Source organism: Undibacterium sp. FT79W (assembly GCF_014284215.1).
Lineage (GTDB): Bacteria > Pseudomonadota > Gammaproteobacteria > Burkholderiales > Burkholderiaceae_D > Undibacterium > Undibacterium aquatile.
This window is the reverse complement of record NZ_JACOGB010000009.1, coordinates 101,296-120,090: the sequence shown is the minus strand read 5'-3', so window position 1 is coordinate 120,090 and position 18,795 is coordinate 101,296. Positions and strand designations below refer to the sequence as shown.

The window sequence follows — 18,795 nt, the reverse complement described above, 5'->3', positions numbered from 1 at the left end:
AAACGCGAAACATGCTTTCAAGGCGCATCATTGATGCGCCTTTTTTCTTTTCCGGATGATATTTATCGCGGTAAGCATTCTGGAATCAGCACATCTGGCGGATAAATTTGTCAGTATCTGTTTGCTATTTTTTTATGCTGACGACAAGTGCGCTGACGTTTAAAATCCACAGAGATTTGATTGATGAGCAGGCTGATCTGGCGATGGGCATGTTCTCGTCGTACATACTGAAGCAAGCTTTTCCCTTTTTGAGGAACACTCATGTCAGACAAAGAGAGCGGTATTTTTTCTGCCATCGTTGCTGCACCATTTGGCGCAGTCGGAATCCGCGTCGCTGATTCCTTACTGACTGAGCTGGTTTATTTGCCACCAAGGTTCCATGAGAAAGACCCAGGTGATTCCCTCTCAGAGAAGGTGGCGACACAAATACTGCACTACTTCGACGACCCTGATTTTCAGTTTGATCTTCCTTTGCGGGCTGTTGGTACGACATTTCAAAATTCGGTCTGGCGTGGAATTTCAGCTATTCCACGAGGTCAGGTGCTGACTTACGGGCAGATTGCCAAGCAAATCCGCTCTGCACCGCGCGCGGTTGGTCAGGCTTGTGGCGCGAACTGGTATCCGCTGGTGATTCCCTGTCATCGCGTCACCGCAGCGGGTGGTTTGGGCGGGTTTGCTCATCATGATGATGAAACGGGTTTTCATCTGGGCGTAAAGCGCTGGTTGCTGGCGCATGAAGGTGTAGCTGATTATGCATGAGGATGTTGTCAGTTTAAAAAAGACCGGTTTAATGCCGAAAGATAATTCGGTGCCATTTTTATTACCTGCAGAATTGATGGCGCAGATAGACCAGTTCTGTGATGTTTTGTGGCTTGAAGACGGGTTGGCAAAAAATACCGTAGAAGCTTACCGGCGCGATATGCGCCTGTTTGCCGAATGGTTGTCCGAAGCGACTGGCAAAGACTTATATCAGGCAGATTACGGCGATATCAGCGCCTATATCGCGCTGAAACACACATCATCCAAGGCAACTTCTGCCAATCGTCGTCTTAGCGTATTGAAACGTTTTTATTTGCTGGCTGTCCGGCAGAATCTGGTCAGACAAAATCCGTGCAGCAAACTCAAATCGGCAAAACAACCCGTCCGCTTACCCAAAACCCTGAGCGAAACACAGGTAGAGTCTTTGCTGCAGGCTCCCGATGATTCTCCTCTCGGGCTACGGGATCGCACCATGCTGGAATTGCTCTATGCATGCGGGTTGCGCGTCAGCGAACTGGTGCAACTCAAATCTTTGGAAGTTGGTTTAAACGAGGGAGTTCTGCGTGTAACCGGTAAAGGGGATAAAACACGCTTGGTACCATTTGGTGAGCACGCCAGATTATGGCTGGAACGTTATTTGAAACAAGCACGTCCGGTGATATTAAACGGCCAGATCGACGACGCTTTATTCGTGACAGCGCGCGGCGGTGCGATGACACGGCAGATGTTCTGGATCCTGCTCAAGAAATATGCAGCACAGGCCGGGATTACGATTCATCTCTCCCCCCACACCTTACGCCACGCATTTGCCACGCATTTACTCAATCACGGGGCGGACTTGAGAGTCGTGCAGCTGTTGCTGGGACATGCTGACATCTCCACGACACAAATTTACACTCACGTTGCCAGAGAGCGATTAAAAAAACTGCACGCATTGCATCATCCGCGAGGGTGATTATTTGTATTGTATAACGCGGTATATCCGCCGTAAGAAATAAAAAAACCTGCGGGGCTCTGAGCGACGCAGGTCTGGTAATTTTGTTGAACGACTTATTTCACTGCGGTATTTTCGTTTAAGAATTTTTCAGCGCGGGTCCAAAAGTCAACATTGTTTTTCAGGGTGCGCCATCCGTGGCCTTCATTCGGATAAGTGATCCATTCAATTTTTGCGTCTTTAGGTGCTGCTTTTTTGAATTGTTCACCGTGTACCAATGGCACTCTTCGATCTGCTGCGCCATAAGCAAGAATCAATGGTTTTGTTAAACGATGTGCTTGCGTGACAGGCGAGGTCGCTTTCAGTTGTTCTGCATCCTTGGTCTGATCACCGATCATCAATGGCATACCGTAACGTGTCCACGCCGAACCAGAGGTATCACTCCAGGTGACATCAAATAAGTAATTGATGTCAGTCACACCAACCCAACTGATACCGCAACGATACAAATCCGGCTCTTTGATTAAGCCCATCAGTGTTGCGTAACCACCATAGCTGGCGCCTGCGATGCAGATACGTTTGGGGTCAGCATAACCCTGAGCAATCGCCCATTTTGTCGCATCTGTTACGTCATCCTGCATTGCCAGTCCCCATTGTTTCCAGCCCGCCCGGAACAACTTGATTCCATAACCTGTACTACCGCGGAAGTCAGGTTCAAGTACAGCATAGCCGCGAGATGCAAGAAACTGTGTTTCGCGGTTCCATTCCCAATGTCCACCCCGGACATAAGGGCCGCCATGTACCATCACCACCATGGGTAAATTTTTACCACTACCGTTTTTTGGCAGCGTGATATAGGCCGGAATTTCCATACCATCCCGCACTTTAATGCGGACAAAGTCTTTATAGGACATGGTCTTAGAATTGATTTCAGGATGGACGTCACCAATCGGAACAAATTTCTTTGTCTCGGTGTTAAAGAGCAAATAGGATCCAGGATGAACGTCAGAGAACGAGTGAACAAGGATAGTATCGTTGTTCGTAGTTTCCGGGCCCCAAATCAGATTTGCCGTATTTGGCAGTGCGGCATCGACTGCTTTTTGCAAACTATTCCATTTTTCATCCAGCCATAAAGTAGAAAAAGCATCGCTCTCGTAATGAATCCCTAGAAGCTTATTTTCTTCTTTGTTAAAAACGAAATTACCATGGAAATCAAATCCTTTTGTGGCGACGATAGGCGTGTCATCCAGTTTATTTTTTTCCAGATCAAAACGGAACACGGAAACCGTGTCACTTTTCTTCGCCGTTGTGACATAAAACTGGCCATCCGGTGCAATAAATGCTGGAGAGAAACCATGCCCTTTTACGTTGTCGTACTCAATCAATTTTCGCCATTGCTGTGTTTTTGGGTCTTTATAATGAACAGCAGAGAGGTTGTCCTCAGAGGTTTCTGCAACCCTTACGTCGCCGAATTTATCAATCATGAAACTAACGGAGTTCGTAGGAGTCTGTACGGTTTCGTTGTAGCCGTTCAGGGTATTCAGTTTCATTAAAGTGTAAGACGGTGTTTTACGCGTTCCAGTGCTGCGCGTTATATACACGTCATTGGAGTCTGGCACGTGAGTGACATCAAGAAAATCGTGATAGCCATTGAGCACTCTGAATTTGCCACCGGTGTCACCGGTCGCAATCAATTCTCGTAACTCACTGCCATCTATATTAATTGCAAATAAACCATTGCCTCTATCGCGGTCACCATCGCCAATGGCGCGATCTCCGACGCCAAAAACAAGTCGTTGGTTATTTACCCAGCTAAAAAATACCACGTCAGTCTTTTCGTAACCAGCCACAATTTTTGGCTTTAACTTATCCACTTCCATGATCGCCAGAACCAAACGATCATTTGCTCCTGCAGCCAACATCGCGATGTTTTTGCCGTCAGGTGAAAACATGACATTCGAGATCTGTTCGCTTTTGAAAAAATTTTCTACTGGTATCAGTTTGTTTTGTGCATGAGCTGACAATGGCATTGCGGCAGTGCTGGTAATCAATACTCCAATAGCGAGCGCCCTACAAAATTTGTGAAGCAATGTTTGCATAAATTCCTCAAAGAGAAAGTGATTCAGGCGATAGAAAAAATAAACGCCCCGTTGAACGAGGCGTTTATTGTCCAGCTAACTACACAATATTAACGGAAAGTATATTTCGCAGATACGCGGAAATAACGGCCAGTATTGTTATGCAGTGTCGAGTTGTAACCCTGAGCGATGGACGCAGCAGTAATTGTTGGATAGTAAGGTGCTTTGGTATCCAAAATATTGCTGATGTTGATACCCAGTGTCAGATCTTTGAAACCGGTGTAAGTATAGCCAAGGTCAACTGTTGTCCAGCTTGGAACTGTGCAATCTGGATAGTAGTCGAGGTACTTAGGAATGCCTCCCAACTGCGGCGTACCTGCAGGCTGACCAGAACCCCAATGACAAACTCCACCATTTGCATAGGTAACATCATTGTTGTAACGACGATATTGCGTGATGCTATCAACAAAGCGGATTGCTCCATTAACGCTATGAGGACCTTTTTCCCAACGACCACTCAATGTTGCTCTCAAACGAGGAATAGGTCCAACCGAGGTTGCAAAGTCGTTCAGATCACCAGCTGTACCAACAGCATTACGCTCTACGTCACCTGGTTGTTCTGCACGACGGTAGGAGATCAGGTAGGTCGTTTGCAGACCGGTAGTCAGTTTGCCGTATTCACCCAGATTTGTACGTAATTTCATATCAACGTCAATACCGCTGACTTCAGTGCTACCTTGGTTGGTCCATGGCGTTTTTATCGCCAGAAGTGGACCCGTACCTGAGATAGGATTACCATTCGCATCTTTCAACTGATTCAATGGATTCGTATCACGAGTGATGTAATCTGCCGGGAAATTAGCAGGATGTGTGAGCAAGAAAGTGGAATCAGCAAGAGCAACAACACCCTCTTGGCGCAGTTTATAAGCATCCACGGTCATGTCAAAGTCTTTTGTTGGCGAGAAAATCAAGCCCAGCGCCAGACTCTTGGATGTTTCTGGCTTCAGATCAGGATTTGCGCCGCCGACCCCTGACATACTCTTAGCGCAATCGGTTTGATCTGCACCGGCAACAGGTGTTGTACCACTCGGGCAGCGAACAGGATCAACAACGTTACTGAGGAAGTACTGTGCACCACCTGGCGCAACTTGTGATAATGCCGGAGCACGGAAACCCTCTGAATAGCTACCACGGAAAGCAAGGCTATCAGTTGCAGTCCATTTTGCGCCGACCTTAGGAACGAAGTTGGCCTTCAGGTTCGGATATTTATCCACACGACCTGCAAAATCCATCTCGAAGTTTTTCATGAATGGAGTACGGACTTCAAAGAAAGCCGAAGAAACATTACGTTTTGCTTCAATTGCAGTTGTCGCCAGACCCAGAATGTCACCGCGAGCATTTGCCGCATCAGGACTAATAGACAGTTTTTCCTGGCGGAGTTCTGCACCGACCGCGAAACCGATTGCACCACCCGGCAAGCTACCAAATTCAGTGCTGGCTTTACCATCCCATTGGGCGATTTGCGAAGTTCCGTTATTTGTCAGGTCTTTAGTGATCGTAGGATCCGCTGCCAAAGAAGCCAGTGAGCGGTTTTCTGTAATCAACTTACGCAAAGTTGGCAGATACAGGAAACCGTACGATGTCTCAATGCGTTTAGAACGGTTCCACAAAAGAGCAGATTCCCAATCCCAGCTACCGAGGCTGCCACGCAAACCAGCCAGCAGACGAGCATTTTGGTTTTCCAGATCAGTACCTGTTTTCAGGTTCTCGAAGCGATAAACGACTGCTGAGCGCGCATCTGGGTTTGGATTGTCTGGATGACCGATTGGCAGAATAGCTTGGAATGGGTCTCCAAGGCCACCAACAACATAGTTAGTCGTTGGAGATCTGCCGTCAATGGTTCTGGCCGCCGAACGATAAACCCGTTTCGAATCAGTGAAAGCAACTTCACTGAATGCAGACAGATTTTCATTAATTTTCAGGTTGCCGACTGCCATGAAGTTGATGTCGTCGGATTTACCCTGAACATCGGTAAATTGATCTGCATCGTAGTTACAGAAAGTACGGCCATACAATACACTGCTTGTCGCGATGCCATTTGCTGCAGAACCAGTTATTTTACGGGACGCGTCGCAATTAGTTTGATTGATAACCGTAGGGCCAGTCGTAATGAATGACTTAGTGTTAGGTGATCTTTCTTTATAGAAAAAACCTTGATTAGAAGCAAAACTGGAATATGGATTCAGACGATAGTTCATGGCTGCATATTGTTCAGCCTGGATATCGTTGGAACCATTGCGTTCGCTGGTAGCTTGTTTCTTCGTCGCATCCAATGACACTAAAACGTTATAGCCTTGGCTTGCGAAATCGCCAAAACCAATGGTGCCGTTCACATTTTGGCGACCAAATTCGCGATCATCATTCGCGCCTGCGGATACACTGACTTCGCCGCCTTTGTAATCGCGTTTGGTAATGAAGTTGATAACGCCTGCAATCGCGTCTGAGCCATACACAGCAGATGCGCCGTCTTTGAAAATTTCGACGCGTTCCAGAGCAGACAGTGGAATACTGTTCAGATCATACAACGCAGACTGACCGTTATTTGGATTGGCGTAGGCAGATGGAGCCATACGACGGCCATTCAACAGAATCAGTGTGGAAGTAGAGCTAAGACCACGCAAGGACGCCGTTGCTACACCGCGGGAAAAGCTATTTTGATCAGGAGTATCGTTATAACCGCCAGTACCCATCGATGGGACTTGTTTCAACAAATCGAGAACTGTGGTTGCGCCACTTTCTTTGATTTCTTTTGCAGTAATAGTCTGAATCGGAGATGTGCCTTCTTTATCAGCACGTTTAATATTAGAACCAGTGATTTCGACTTTCTGAACACTTTTCTCTTCTTGAGCTTGAGCCATGCCGGATAACATGACCGTGCCAGCTAAAACTCCGATTGCCAAGCGTACTGACTGTACGCCTATCTTTTCTTTAAAAATCATAATGATCCCCAAACGGTTAACGAACGCAACGCTGATGCTTAAAAAAACTGAGTAGATAAAGACTCAAAGCGATATAGAAAACGATCCTGAAGATGCTTCCGCGCAAATGGTATTTGTCTTTTGACCTAATCAGACTTTGAAAGAAAATGAAAGTTAATAAATCAGACGTACTTCGATTATGTAAATAAAATGGGTATATGTGAAAGTGTTTGTTACATTAATATGACTATTTGTTGCGTATTGGATACAGGAATGAAAATTTTTTTTCTTTTTCCCATGAAATGGGATTTGTCTGTTCAATTGAACTCGCTATGAATGTCCCATTTGCTTCAACTAAGTTGTACTAAGTAATTGAAATTTAAAATTTATTTCGGCCCATAGGTAGATGAATGGCCAACGGTTTACTGATTATGGCTTTTCTATGACTGCGTATTTTTCTTGAAAATTTTTGTCGGAAAGGGATACTTTTTGTTACGGTCAGCCATCATTTTTTGCATAAGTACCCTACAAATTTGCACTTAATTAGTGCGTAGAATGGAAAATAAAAACTTTTTATTCCTATCTTCATTCAATTTTCCATTTCCTTGAATTATTTCTGTGCATTAAAAGCAATTCGGATGACCCGGTTTTGAGTATCAGATACATTTCCAGTTTGTACGCAACGGCTATAATCGCTTGAATATATTAATAGCAATACGAGGTTAAATTTTGGCTAAGAAAGAACACGTATCTGAAACGCCTGCGACGCAGTTTTTGCGTAAAAACAAGGCGGAGTTTTCTGAGCATCCTTACGCCTACGAAGAACATGGCGGTACTGCGGTTTCTGCGCGTGAGCTGGGGGTGGATGAGCATCATGTGATCAAGACGCTGGTCATGCAGGACGAGGCGGCGAAACCTTTAATCGTGTTGATGCACGGTGATCGTAAGGTATCAACTAAAAATCTGGCGCGACAGATCGGCTGTAAATCTATCGAGCCCTGCAAACCGGAAATTGCGCAAAAGCATTCGGGTTATATGGTCGGCGGCACCTCGCCGTTCGGCACTAAAAAAGTGATGCCGATTTATGTCGAGCAGGCGATTCTTGATTTACCGAAAATTTATATTAACGGTGGCCGTCGCGGTTATCTCGTCGGAATTTCCCCCGCGCTGTTGCAGAGTTTATTGCAGGCGCGCGCTGTTGAATGCGCTCTGGAAGAGTAATTCTGAGGGAGTATGTTATAAAATGCCCTTATTGTCTGCGTAAATAAAGCGCTTTTAAAAATACTGGGGGGAGTATATTTTTCGCCCCGTAGCTTCTTTAGGAAACACATGAATACTATTCTGGCCGGTGTGCTGGCTTACCTGATTGGTTCTGTCTCGTTTGCCGTGGTGGTGAGCAAATTATTTGGTTTATCTGATCCGCGTACTTATGGTTCTAAAAATCCCGGTGCAACGAATGTTTTGCGTAGTGGTAATAAGGCGGCCGCAGTATTGACGCTGCTGGGGGACGCGGTCAAAGGCTGGTTTGCGGTCTGGCTGGCGACGCACTATGCGGAGCAGTTTAATCTTGATGATGGCAGCATTGCGCTGGTCGCTATTGCGGTTTTCCTCGGGCATCTGTGGCCGGTATTCTTTAAGTTTGTTGGCGGCAAAGGCGTGGCCACTGCGGCTGGCGTATTGATTGGTATTAATGCCTGGCTCGGTGTTGCGACGTTGGTGACCTGGCTGGTGATTGCCTTTGCATTTCGTTATTCCTCACTGGCGGCACTGATCGCCGCGATTTTTGCGCCACTCTATTACGGCATGTTATTTGGCCCGGATGTGAAGTTACTGGCCGTATTTGTTATGAGTGGTCTGCTGGTTTACCGTCATAGTCAGAACATTGTGAATCTGATGAAGGGTAAAGAAAGCAAAATTGGCAGCAAGAAAAAGTAAGAATTCCTGTGTGCCGCGCATTGAGTGCTGCGCGCTGACTTCGTGTCCATAGCACGTCACTCTCCGTAACAAAAAAGGCGCGTTGCGATAACGGCCTTTTTGCTTACGAACGGTGAATAAGCGATTCAGGCCTTGGCTGGCGTAGTAATCAGGCGACGCTTAATTCATGCAAAGGCCAGCGTGGCCGCACATTGAAACCATAATCCCGTGTCGCTGCCGCGGGATTTTTTTTGAGTCGCATTGCGCCTGCGAATGCGATCATTGCACCATTGTCAGTGCAGAATTCCAGTTCCGGGTAATACACCTGAAAGCGACGTTTGGCGGCAGCCGCATTCAACGCCGCACGTAATTGCCGATTTGCACCGACGCCACCAGCGATGACTAAGCGTTTGAGGCCACTTTCTTTCATGGCAGTGACGCACTTGGCAACCAGCACGTCGACCAGCGCATCGACGAAACCGCGCGCGATATCTGCCTTGCTTTGTTCGCAGATATTGGCGGTCTGATTTTTGACGACAGTCAGTACTGCCGTTTTGAGACCAGAAAAACTGAAATTCAAGTCTTTGGAGTGCAGCATAGGGCGCGGAAATGTAAAGACGCCAGGATTGCCGAATTCTGCCAGCCGGGAAATTTCGGGGCCGCCCGGATAAGGCAGCCCGAGTAGTTTTGCAGATTTGTCGAATGCTTCGCCCGCAGCGTCATCAAGGGTTTCACCGAGTAACTGATATGCACCGATGCCATCTACCCGCATTAATTGGGTGTGGCCGCCTGAAACTAATAAGGCGATAAACGGAAACTCCGGCGGCTGACTGGCCAGCAGCGGTGACAGCAAATGGCCTTCGAGATGATGCACGCCGAGTACCGGTTTATTCAGTGCCATTCCAAGTCCGCAGGCAAAAGAGGCACCAACCAATAAGGCACCAGCCAGCCCGGGCCCCTGTGTGTAGGCAATCGCATCGATATCCGGTTTCTGTATCGTTGCTTTCTGCATGACTTCATTTAATAAAGGCAGAGTGCGGCGGACATGATCGCGCGAAGCCAGTTCCGGTACGACACCGCCATATTCTCTGTGCATGGCGATTTGGGAATGTAAGGCATGCGCGAGCAAACCGCGTTGCGTGTCATACAAAGCCAGCCCTGTTTCGTCACAGGAAGATTCAACACCGAGCACTATCATGAAGTTATTTTTGAAATTTTTGAAGTATAAAAAAGCTGCGTTTTAGCAAAAAACGCATCTGCATCAACCGCTGCGGGAATAAAAATCCAACGAGGACATTTACATGGGGAATTTTCGCACCAACGAGATTATAGCCGCCTCAGCGTCTTTTTACTGTGATACAGGCATCGGTGGGCGCGGTGTAGCGATGGGCAGATCGATATAGAAATGTGCCCCTTTGTGTAAGTCGGAATCAAAACCGATATTGCCGCCCATGTGTTCAACCAGCTCTCTGGAAATTGCGAGCCCCAGGCCGGTACCACCTTTTTCCCTGGTGTTCGATGAATCTGCCTGGGCAAATTTCTGAAAAATACGCGAATGAAAATCGGCTGGAATACCTTCACCATGATCTCGCACGGAAATGCGCACGGTATTTGTCCTGATGGCTGCGCTGATTTCCACCGTTTCATTCTCAGGCGAATATTTGATCGCATTCGATAGCAGGTTGGACAATATCTGCATCAGCCGCTGGCTATCGACGGCCACAGTGACATCCGGAACCGGTGCCTGTAATTGCAGATGAATTTTTCTTTGCATACCGAACGTCAGATTGCTTTCCAGTGCCTGCGTGAGTAGATAATTCAGAGGGTAATTTTGTATATTGAAATGCATCTGCCCGGCACTGAGTTTTTCCATGTCGAGCAAATCATTAATCAGGAACGTCAGGCGCTGGCTGTTTTTGCTGGCAATTGTCAGTAACGGCGCCAGATTTTTTGGTAAGGCACCGGTTGCGCCGCCGAGAACCAGACCGAGCGCACCCGAAATCGAGGTGAGCGGTGTCCGCAATTCATGACTGACGGTAGAAATAAATTCGTTTTTAATTCTTTCTAGTCGCTTGCGTTCGGTAATATCGCGCACCAGCCCGATATACAACGGGTGTCCGCGTCGCCGCACAGTTGAGACGGATAAATCCAGCGGAAAAATACTGCCGTCTTTGCGTCTGGCTTCGACTTCCTGCGTGACGCCGATACCCTCTTCAAATGCATTTTGGCGGATTTTCTGATTCCGGCTGCCATCATCCCAGACTGGGAGCAGCATATTGAAATTCTGACCGATCACTTCCTCTTTGTTATAACCAAATATTTTCGCCGCGGCGGCGTTATACGCGTCAACTTTACCGGTGTGATCGATCGTGACGATGCCATCAAGCACATTGTCGAGAATGGCTTCGGTGTGAGCGGCCTGATCACGCAAGGCTTCGGCGTTTGCCTTGCTGTCACTGATGTCCTGAAAAATTCCGTAGATGCGAACGATCTGATCATCCTGATAGTATGGCAAGCCGATTGCACGAACCCAGCATTGTTTTTGTTTCGCAGTAATGATTTCAAATTCTTCGTCAAATTTTTTCCCGTCTGCAATCGCTTCACGCATCAGTTGCAAAATCCGGTCACGGTTTTTTCCTGGCTTGTAAAATAACAAAGCATGGTCTGCATCACACTCATAATCGTCGCTGACTTCGTGGATTTGTCTGGTGACCTGGCTCCAGAAAACTTTACGGCTCTGAATGTCGAATTCCCATGTGCCTATGCGTGCTGCCGTGTTCGATTGCTCCAAGAGTGCATAAGCATGCGCCAGTTTTTCTTCCGCCAGTCGCTCTTGCGTGACATCCTGATGGCTACCAGACATAACAAGTGGTTTTCCATCTTCGCTCCAACTGACCACGCACCCTCGGTCTCTGATCCATATCCAGTGCCCGTCCTTATGACGCATACGGCTGACCAGATCGAAGTAGGGCAATTCTCCCTTGAAATGCTTCTCCAGCATTGCGGTAGAGCGTTTCAAGTCTTCGGGATGACACATATCCAGCCAGGTTTGAACCGTCGTAGGCTGAAGCTCAGCCAGCGTGTAACCGAGCATTTCAGCCCACCGTTCGTTGTAGACGGTTTCTCCACTGGCGATATCGCATTCCCAGGTGCCAATGTTGGTGCCCTCGATAATGTTTGCCAGGCGTCTTTCACCTTCTTCATGCTGGCGCTGGACTTTGGCCGCATTGATTAACTGACCTATCGTGATCAGCACGGGTTGCAGAAAATCTATCGTTTGCTGATCGTAATCATCGCTGCTGTTCGCCAGCCCTATGGTGGCGACGATATCGCCATTGTAATAAACCGGAACACACAAGAATCGATGCAGCGCGCCGCTGAGGGCATTACCGGATATCGCTTGCCCCGTGCTAATAGCCTGAGCAAACTGCGCATCCAGATAATGTGTGGCCGCCTCCATCGTGAAATCATTTTTATCATCTTCGGAAGTCGTACGATCAGCGTTGTCGCTAACCTCTGCGCTGACATAATTTTTCAGGATATAGTCGCCCGTTTTACCCTGCTGCACTTTACAGACCTGACCGTATCGGCTGCCAGTAAGCAGAACTATGTCGTTCAGTAAGGTCCTGATACCTTCGCGCTTATCCCTGCCTTTGATAAATTGCGATTGCGCCCGGGCGACGGCGTCATTCAATTTTTGCTGCAGTTCCAGCGCATGATCCAGCGCCAGTCGTTTCAGAGTGCTGTTGACCCAGTCGCCTAATACGTTGATGAATTCAATTTCGACTTCGCTATAAGCAGTCGCGCGGGGATGGTCATCTGAAAACCCCAGCGTTCCATACCGATGACCTTCCAGAAAAAGAGGAATGCCGATGTAGGTTTCCTGCCGGAAGCGTTGGTAACTCGGGTGATTGCTGTATTTGCTCTGAGCTATATGTTCGATGCAGACAACGCCTTCATCGACTTTCAGCAAATCAGAATAGGTCTGATTTTTGGGAAACAGCTGCCCTTCGTGTAAAGTTTCCAGCGCTGATTGCAGTACGCTGACGTAAATATTATCGCCTTCATTTTTTGAAATGATGCCGGTACTCAGCTTCAGATATTCACAACCAAGCGCAAGCGTCTCCCGCAATAAGGTTTGCGGATCATCGAAGGTAAGCGAAGTGATGCGGGCCAGAGTCAGTAAAGCATCGTGCTGACGGTGTGCCTGTTCGTTGGCAATTTCGTGTTCGACGCAGTCGGCCAGGTCGCGCAGCGATGCCAGTTCCTGCGTGGTCAGAATTCTGGCTTCGCTATCGATAATGCACAGTGTACCTATGCGCTGCCCATTTTTTGTATGCAAAGGCGCGCCAGCATAAAAACGTATGTAGGGTGCGTCCAGAACCAAAGGATTATCGCTGAACCGTATATCTTTGCTGGCATCTTCCACAACGTAGACATCACTCGACAAAATGGCGTGACCGCAAAATGAAATATCGCGATGTGTTTCCTGCGCTTCCAGACCTTGTCTGGATTTAAACCATTGTCGCTCCTCGTCAATTAAAGAAATCAGAGCGATATCGGTGTGAAAAATCTGGCGGGCAAGGCGTGTGATGCGATCAAACCTCTCCTCGGGCTGGCTGTCGAGCAGACGGCATTCCCTGAGCGTACTGAGACGCAGCGCTTCATTTTCAGGATATTCCGGTGGCAACATAGGTGAAATTCGGTACAGGCATCAATTCGAAGTAACTGGCATTCATATCATGAAAGCCGGCTGGGTAACATGTTTCACTGGTACAACTAATAATGTTTAACAAAAAACACCATTATTTATTGTTGAAACGTCTATTTTTATCGCATTGCTTTCATATTTTTTCTGCGTAGCGTGCGCTCAGGAAGCGCGCAGTCTGTGCAAAACCATGCTGACGATGAATTCTTCCGCGTCATCGAAATCCTGTTCTGATAACGACTCCTGCGCAAGAACCAGATTCATCTGCGTTGCAAAGTCCGCATACGACTGTGTCATCGCCCAGATGGAAAATAATAAATGGGTCGCGTTGACGGCCTTGATTTTGCCCGCTGCTATCCATTTTTCAAAAGTCGCTATATCTTTTTTAAATAGAGGCAGAATTTTTTCGCGCATCTGCTGAGAGTACACCGCCGCACCGCCGATGACTTCCATCGCGTAGACGCGTGAGGCCTGCGGTTGCTCTTTTGAAAAACGTAATTTTGCGTGAATGTATTGCCGTAATAATTGCTCAGGTTCTTCATCTGAAGTGGCGAGAAAATCCATGCGTTCCAGCCATTGATCCAGGATCTGATCCAGTACTTTCTGGTACAACACTTGTTTATTGGCGAAGTAATACAGTAAATTTTGTTTAGAGATACCTGCACATTCAGCGATCCCGGCCAATGAGCTGCCATGAAATCCGGATTCTGCAAATACCTGCGTCGCGCTGTCTAAGATACGAATCTCAATGGCATCACGCGCGCTGGAGATTTTTTCCACACGTTTATCCATGAGCAGACTCATCGCTGATGCTGTGTAAAAATGTAAGAAGTTGTGCCGAGTTGCAATACGCAATATTGAAACGGAACCAGGGATAAGTGGTTTCGTGAAGACTGAAAAAATCTGCCGGTGCCAGTAAGATACCGGCGTTTAGTGCCAGTGTCGTTATCTCGTGAGCTGTTCTTGTCGAATCACGCCATCCGGCGCTGATAAACATGCCGCCACGTGGTTCAGTCAGCAGGGTCAGGCCTGCATCCTGCAACAGTCTTATTGCCTCGGTGCGCGAGGTATCAAGTTGTCGTTTAAGTTTTTCCAGCATGCGCCGGTAGAGTCTGGAACTGATTGCGTGCAACACCGCACGTTCATTGATTTCCGATGTCGTTAGTCCGGTCAGCATTTTGATGCGCAGTAACTCATCGATCAGTGAGTGCGAGGCGCAGAGTGAACCGACTCTCAGGGTGGGGGAGAGTACTTTGGAAAAACTGCCTACCCGTATCACACGTCTGAGCCCGTCCATCGCAGCTAAAGAGGGTTCTGGGCGTGTACATAGTTCGCGATAGATATCATCTTCGACCAGCCAGAAATCGAATTGCTCTGCCAGTGCCAGCAGACGGTGTGCCTGTGCCTGCGAAAGGCTGGTGCCAAGCGGATTTTGCAGTACCGTATTCACAAACATGATTTTTGGCTGATGCAGTATGGCTTTTTCCATCAGTGCATCCAGATCCAATCCATGCGCATCCCTTTGTATGCCGACCGGAATGCAACCATGATGGCGTATCAGCGACAGCAAATTGCTGTAGCCGGGATTTTCCACCAGCACTGTGTCGCCGGGCTTGCATAGTGTCCGCAATATCAGGTCGAACGCATGTGTCGCACCGTTGGTGAGCAGGATCTGTTCAGCATCAAGTTGAAACAGTTCTTGTGACAACTGCTGAGCCAGATGCTGGCGCAGACTGGGAAGGCCGGCCGGATGACCGTAGCCGCGCAGACGTTGGGTTGGGATGCGCATCGCCTGCCTGAGTGCGTCGAGCAGGACATCGTCACCATACCATTCTGGTGGCAGCCAGCCTGAGCCTACCGGTAAAGCGGATGACACACCGGAATACAAATCAGGGCTTAACGCATCAAGCATGGTTGGTGTTGTCGCATGTAGCAGAGGCGATGGCGCACTGGCAGGTTTGCTCACAAAATAGCCGGAACCACGGCGTGAACTCAGCATGCCGAGCGTGATCAGCCTCTCGTAAGATTCGACGACGGTGAAGGTACTGACGGCATTGCATTTGGCAAACTGACGTACCGATGGCATCTTGCTGCCGAGCGCTAAGCGATTTTGCCGGATCAACTGGCTTACTTCCTGCACGATCTGCTCAACCAGGCTGGCTTGACGGCTTCGTTCCAGAGCCAGTTGAGGCCACAGGGGTGATCCGGACGCCTGTTGTATTTCTTTAGTCAACTCCATTTTATCCCCTGATATTGCAACGGTCATCCTGCCATCTGACGTGGAACTGTGATCTGGACACTTATTGGTATGTCATTTGCTTTTACCAGCGCCTATCAGCTTGTCTGTCAGGATGTCTGTATCGTTCGAATGAAACTGTGCAGTTCAGAAAGCCAATACGGTTGGGTGAAATTCCACTGGCTGTATATGTCTTCTGCGCATATGCTTGGTTAGGATTTCATCATACTTTTACCAATCGGTAAATTATTTCAGGAGAGCCACATGCTTAGCAAACAACAACTCAATGCGTATTGGATGCCGTTTACGGCAAACCGGGATTACAAGGAAGCGCCGCGCGTCGTAGCTTCGGCTGCCGGAATGTATTACCGCGATCAGGATGGCCGCGAGATTCTCGACGGTACCGCTGGGTTGTGGTGTGTACCTTTGGGACATTCTCATCCGACGATAGTCAAAGCGGTGCAGGAAGCGATTGCGACGCTGGATTACGCACCGGCATTTCAGATGGGGCATCCGGCGGCTTTTGAACTCGCCGAACAGTTGATTGATTACAGCGATAATAAATTCGGTCAGGTGTTTTATACCAATTCCGGTTCTGAATCTGTTGATACGGCGATGAAGATGGTCTTGGCCTATCACCGTGCACGCGGCGAGGCACAACGCACCCGTTTCATCAGTCGTGAGCGCGGTTATCACGGTGTCGGCTTTGGTGGTATGTCGCTCGGTGGCCTGCCCGCCAATCGCAAACAATTTGCGAATTTGTTGGGCGGTGTCGATTATTTGCCGCATACCTATAATCTCGAAAAAAATGCATATAGCCGTGGCATCCCGGAATACGGCACCCATCTTGCCGATGAGCTCGATCGCATTGTCGCGTTACATGACGTATCAACGATAGCGGCAGTAATTGTGGAACCGTTGTCGGGTTCCGCCGGCGTGATTCTGCCGCCAAAAGGTTACCTGAAGCGCTTGCGTGAATTGTGCGATAAGCACGGTATTCTGCTGATTTTTGATGAGGTGATTACCGGCTTCGGACGCATGGCAACACCGTTTGCCAGTGATTTTTTCGATGTCACACCTGATCTGATGACGACCGCTAAAGGGCTCACCAATGGCGTCGTACCTATGGGGGCCGTATTCAGTAAAGCGATGATTTATGAAACCCTGCTGCAGAGCCCTGCTGGCATCGAGTTTTTCCACGGCTATACCTATTCTGGTCATCCATTGGCTTGTGCTGCCGGGTTGGCTTCGCTCAAAGTATTTAAAGAAGAAAAAGTGCTGGAGCATGCGCAAAGCATGACTGAGTATTGGGAAGATGCGTTGCATTCACTTAAGGGCTTACCGCATGTGATCGACCTGCGCAATGTTGGCCTGATTGGTGCGATCGAGCTGGCATCGATTCCGGGGAAAGTCGGTGCGCGTGCGATGGCCGTGTACAAGCAGGCATTTGCCGAAGGCGTGTTGATTCGCACCACTGGCGACATCATTGCATTATCGCCACCCTTAGTACTGGAGAAAAAACATATCGACGATCTGTTTGGAAAACTCGCCGATATCCTGAAAAAAACGGTCTGATCTGTTGCACCGGATGCTGAAGTCGCTTTGCCACTGTCAGCGATTTGTTGCGACACTTCTTAACGAAAAAGAGTTTTGTGCTGCCGATGACGGCGACACCATTTTGATGTTTAGTTACTTTAGCTGAGCATCACCGGTGTCGCCGTTCCTCTTATTGCTGCGCCCTGTCACGAAAATTGCTAACAGAAACAGACGAAGTTATTGCCATCAGAAATAAACAATCACCAACGATATTGCTGAATTGGAGCCACCTATGTTGGAAGCACTCAAGCATGTTGCATCAGCGACTAGTAGCGATGAACAGCTGCAGGAAAAATTCACCGATCTGCAACCGGGTTTAAACAGCCGTCAGGCAGCGATAGAAAGCGAACGTTGTTTGTATTGTTATGACGCGCCTTGCACACGCGTCTGTCCTACCGAAATTGACGTTCCCGGTTTTATTCAGAACATCGCGACCGGCAATATTAATGGGGCGGCAAAAAGTATTTTGGATCAGAACATTCTCGGGGCCAGTTGCGCACGTGTTTGCCCGACTGAGATTTTATGTGAGCATGCCTGCGTCAGAAATCACGATGCGGAAGGTGCGCCAGTCAGGATAGGTTTGCTGCAGCGCTATGCGTTGGATCATATGTATTTTCCAGAGCATCCATTTACGCGTGCTGCTGTGACAGGAAAAAAAGTCGCGATTGTCGGCGCTGGTCCGGCAGGTCTTTCTTGTGCACATCAACTGGCGCGGGCAGGGCATGACGTCGTGATATTTGAAGCGCAGCCGCAGTCAGGTGGATTGAACGAATATGGTATTGCAAAATACAAACTGGTCGGCGAAACGGCGCAGCGCGAAGTCGATTTTCTGTTGCAGATCGGTGGTATCAGTGTGCGGCATGGTCAGGTATTAGGTAAAAACTTGCAGCTGTCTGATTTGCAGCGTGACTACGATGCCGTGTTTCTGGCATTGGGTTTAGGTGCCAGCCGTCGGCTTGGTCTCGATCATGAAGATGCGCCGGGTATGGTCGCGGCAGTCGATTACATCGCAGAATTGCGTCAGGCCGATGATCTGAGTCGCTTGCCAGTTCCGCGTCAGTGCATCGTCATTGGTGCGGGTAATACGGCTGTCGATATGGCGGTTCAGATTGCCCGTCTTGGTGCAGAAGACGTGACGCTGGTGTATCGCCGCGGTGCAGAAGATATGTCTGCGACTGCGCACGAGCAATCGATTGCGAAAGAAAATCAGGTTCGTATTCTGACCTGGGCACAGCCACAGGAAGTGTTGTTGGATGCAGCAGGAAACGTCGGTGGAATGCGATTTGAAAAGACTGTTGTCGTTGATGGAAAGCTGAAAACAACGGGGGAAACAATAGAACTTCCTGCCCAGGCGATATTTAAAGCGATAGGCCAGAACCTGAATCTGGCGAGTCTGCAAGATACTGCTGCACAGCATTTGCAGCTTGAGGGCGGCAAGATCCGGGTCGATGAAAAATACAGAACCAGTCTGGCTAAGGTGTATGCCGGTGGCGATTGCATCGCTGCCGGACAAGATTTGACCGTACAGGCGGTACAACATGGCAAGCTGGCTGCGCTGGCGATCAATGACGATTTGAAAGCGAAGGTGTGAT

At 48.4% G+C, this 18,795-nt stretch carries 12 protein-coding genes; 6 read left to right on the top strand and 6 right to left on the bottom strand.

Annotated elements, in window-relative coordinates; translation table 11 throughout:
- Positions 1 to 261 precede the first annotated feature (261 nt).
- Both H8K38_RS16675 and xerD read left to right on the top strand, forming a co-directional pair.
- Positions 262 to 759 (top strand): methylated-DNA--[protein]-cysteine S-methyltransferase, encoded by a 498-nt coding sequence (locus H8K38_RS16675; protein WP_186885983.1) that lies wholly within the window; start codon positions 262 to 264, stop codon positions 757 to 759.
- 31 nt (positions 760 to 790) lie between these two features.
- Complete coding sequence (xerD, locus tag H8K38_RS16670) at positions 791 to 1,714, top strand: site-specific tyrosine recombinase XerD (RefSeq protein WP_186885982.1); 924 nt, start codon at positions 791 to 793, stop codon at positions 1,712 to 1,714.
- A 95-nt stretch (positions 1,715 to 1,809) separates the two neighbouring features.
- Here the strand turns inward: xerD and H8K38_RS16665 are convergent, their stop codons facing one another.
- Together H8K38_RS16665 and H8K38_RS16660 are read right to left on the bottom strand one after the other, a co-directional pair.
- Positions 1,810 to 3,645, bottom strand: coding sequence for a S9 family peptidase (locus H8K38_RS16665; RefSeq protein WP_186885981.1), 1,836 nt, complete (start codon positions 3,643 to 3,645; stop codon positions 1,810 to 1,812).
- Between the two features lie 236 nt (positions 3,646 to 3,881).
- Positions 3,882 to 6,770, bottom strand: coding sequence for a TonB-dependent receptor domain-containing protein (locus H8K38_RS16660; protein ID WP_186885980.1), 2,889 nt, complete (start codon positions 6,768 to 6,770; stop codon positions 3,882 to 3,884).
- A gap of 705 nt (positions 6,771 to 7,475) precedes the next feature.
- Here H8K38_RS16660 and ybaK point away from each other — a divergent pair.
- Both ybaK and plsY read left to right on the top strand, forming a co-directional pair.
- The gene (ybaK, locus tag H8K38_RS16655; protein WP_186886009.1) at positions 7,476 to 7,970 is read left to right on the top strand and encodes a Cys-tRNA(Pro) deacylase; all 495 of its coding nucleotides are present in this window, start codon (positions 7,476 to 7,478) and stop codon (positions 7,968 to 7,970) included.
- Between the two features lie 108 nt (positions 7,971 to 8,078).
- The gene (plsY, locus tag H8K38_RS16650) at positions 8,079 to 8,684 is read left to right on the top strand and encodes a glycerol-3-phosphate 1-O-acyltransferase PlsY (protein WP_186885979.1); all 606 of its coding nucleotides are present in this window, start codon (positions 8,079 to 8,081) and stop codon (positions 8,682 to 8,684) included.
- A 148-nt stretch (positions 8,685 to 8,832) separates the two neighbouring features.
- Here the strand turns inward: plsY and tsaD are convergent, their stop codons facing one another.
- From tsaD to H8K38_RS16630, 4 genes are all read right to left on the bottom strand, one after another.
- Positions 8,833 to 9,861: a tRNA (adenosine(37)-N6)-threonylcarbamoyltransferase complex transferase subunit TsaD gene (gene tsaD / locus H8K38_RS16645; RefSeq protein ID WP_186885978.1), complete on the bottom strand. Its 1,029-nt coding sequence runs from the start codon at positions 9,859 to 9,861 to the stop codon at positions 8,833 to 8,835.
- Positions 9,862 to 10,011: 150 nt separating this feature from the next.
- A complete protein-coding gene (locus H8K38_RS16640) occupies positions 10,012 to 13,356 on the bottom strand; it encodes a PAS domain S-box protein (RefSeq protein WP_186885977.1) in 3,345 nt (1,114 codons plus the stop codon).
- 177 nt (positions 13,357 to 13,533) lie between these two features.
- On the bottom strand, positions 13,534 to 14,163 hold the full coding sequence (locus H8K38_RS16635; RefSeq protein ID WP_255423043.1) for a TetR/AcrR family transcriptional regulator: 630 nt from the start codon (positions 14,161 to 14,163) through the stop codon (positions 13,534 to 13,536).
- Complete coding sequence (locus tag H8K38_RS16630) at positions 14,156 to 15,610, bottom strand: PLP-dependent aminotransferase family protein (protein WP_186885975.1); 1,455 nt, start codon at positions 15,608 to 15,610, stop codon at positions 14,156 to 14,158. The genes H8K38_RS16635 and H8K38_RS16630 overlap by 8 nt, the downstream gene beginning before the upstream one ends.
- A gap of 261 nt (positions 15,611 to 15,871) precedes the next feature.
- On the opposite strand from H8K38_RS16630, the gene H8K38_RS16625 reads away from it, so the two are divergent.
- Positions 15,872 to 17,182 carry an aspartate aminotransferase family protein gene (locus H8K38_RS16625; protein ID WP_255423041.1) on the top strand — a complete coding sequence of 437 codons (1,311 nt, stop codon included), beginning with the start codon at positions 15,872 to 15,874 and terminating at the stop codon, positions 17,180 to 17,182.
- Between the two features lie 253 nt (positions 17,183 to 17,435).
- Positions 17,436 to 18,794 carry an NAD(P)-dependent oxidoreductase gene (locus H8K38_RS16620; protein ID WP_186885974.1) on the top strand — a complete coding sequence of 453 codons (1,359 nt, stop codon included), beginning with the start codon at positions 17,436 to 17,438 and terminating at the stop codon, positions 18,792 to 18,794.
- Position 18,795: the final 1 nt, after the last annotated feature.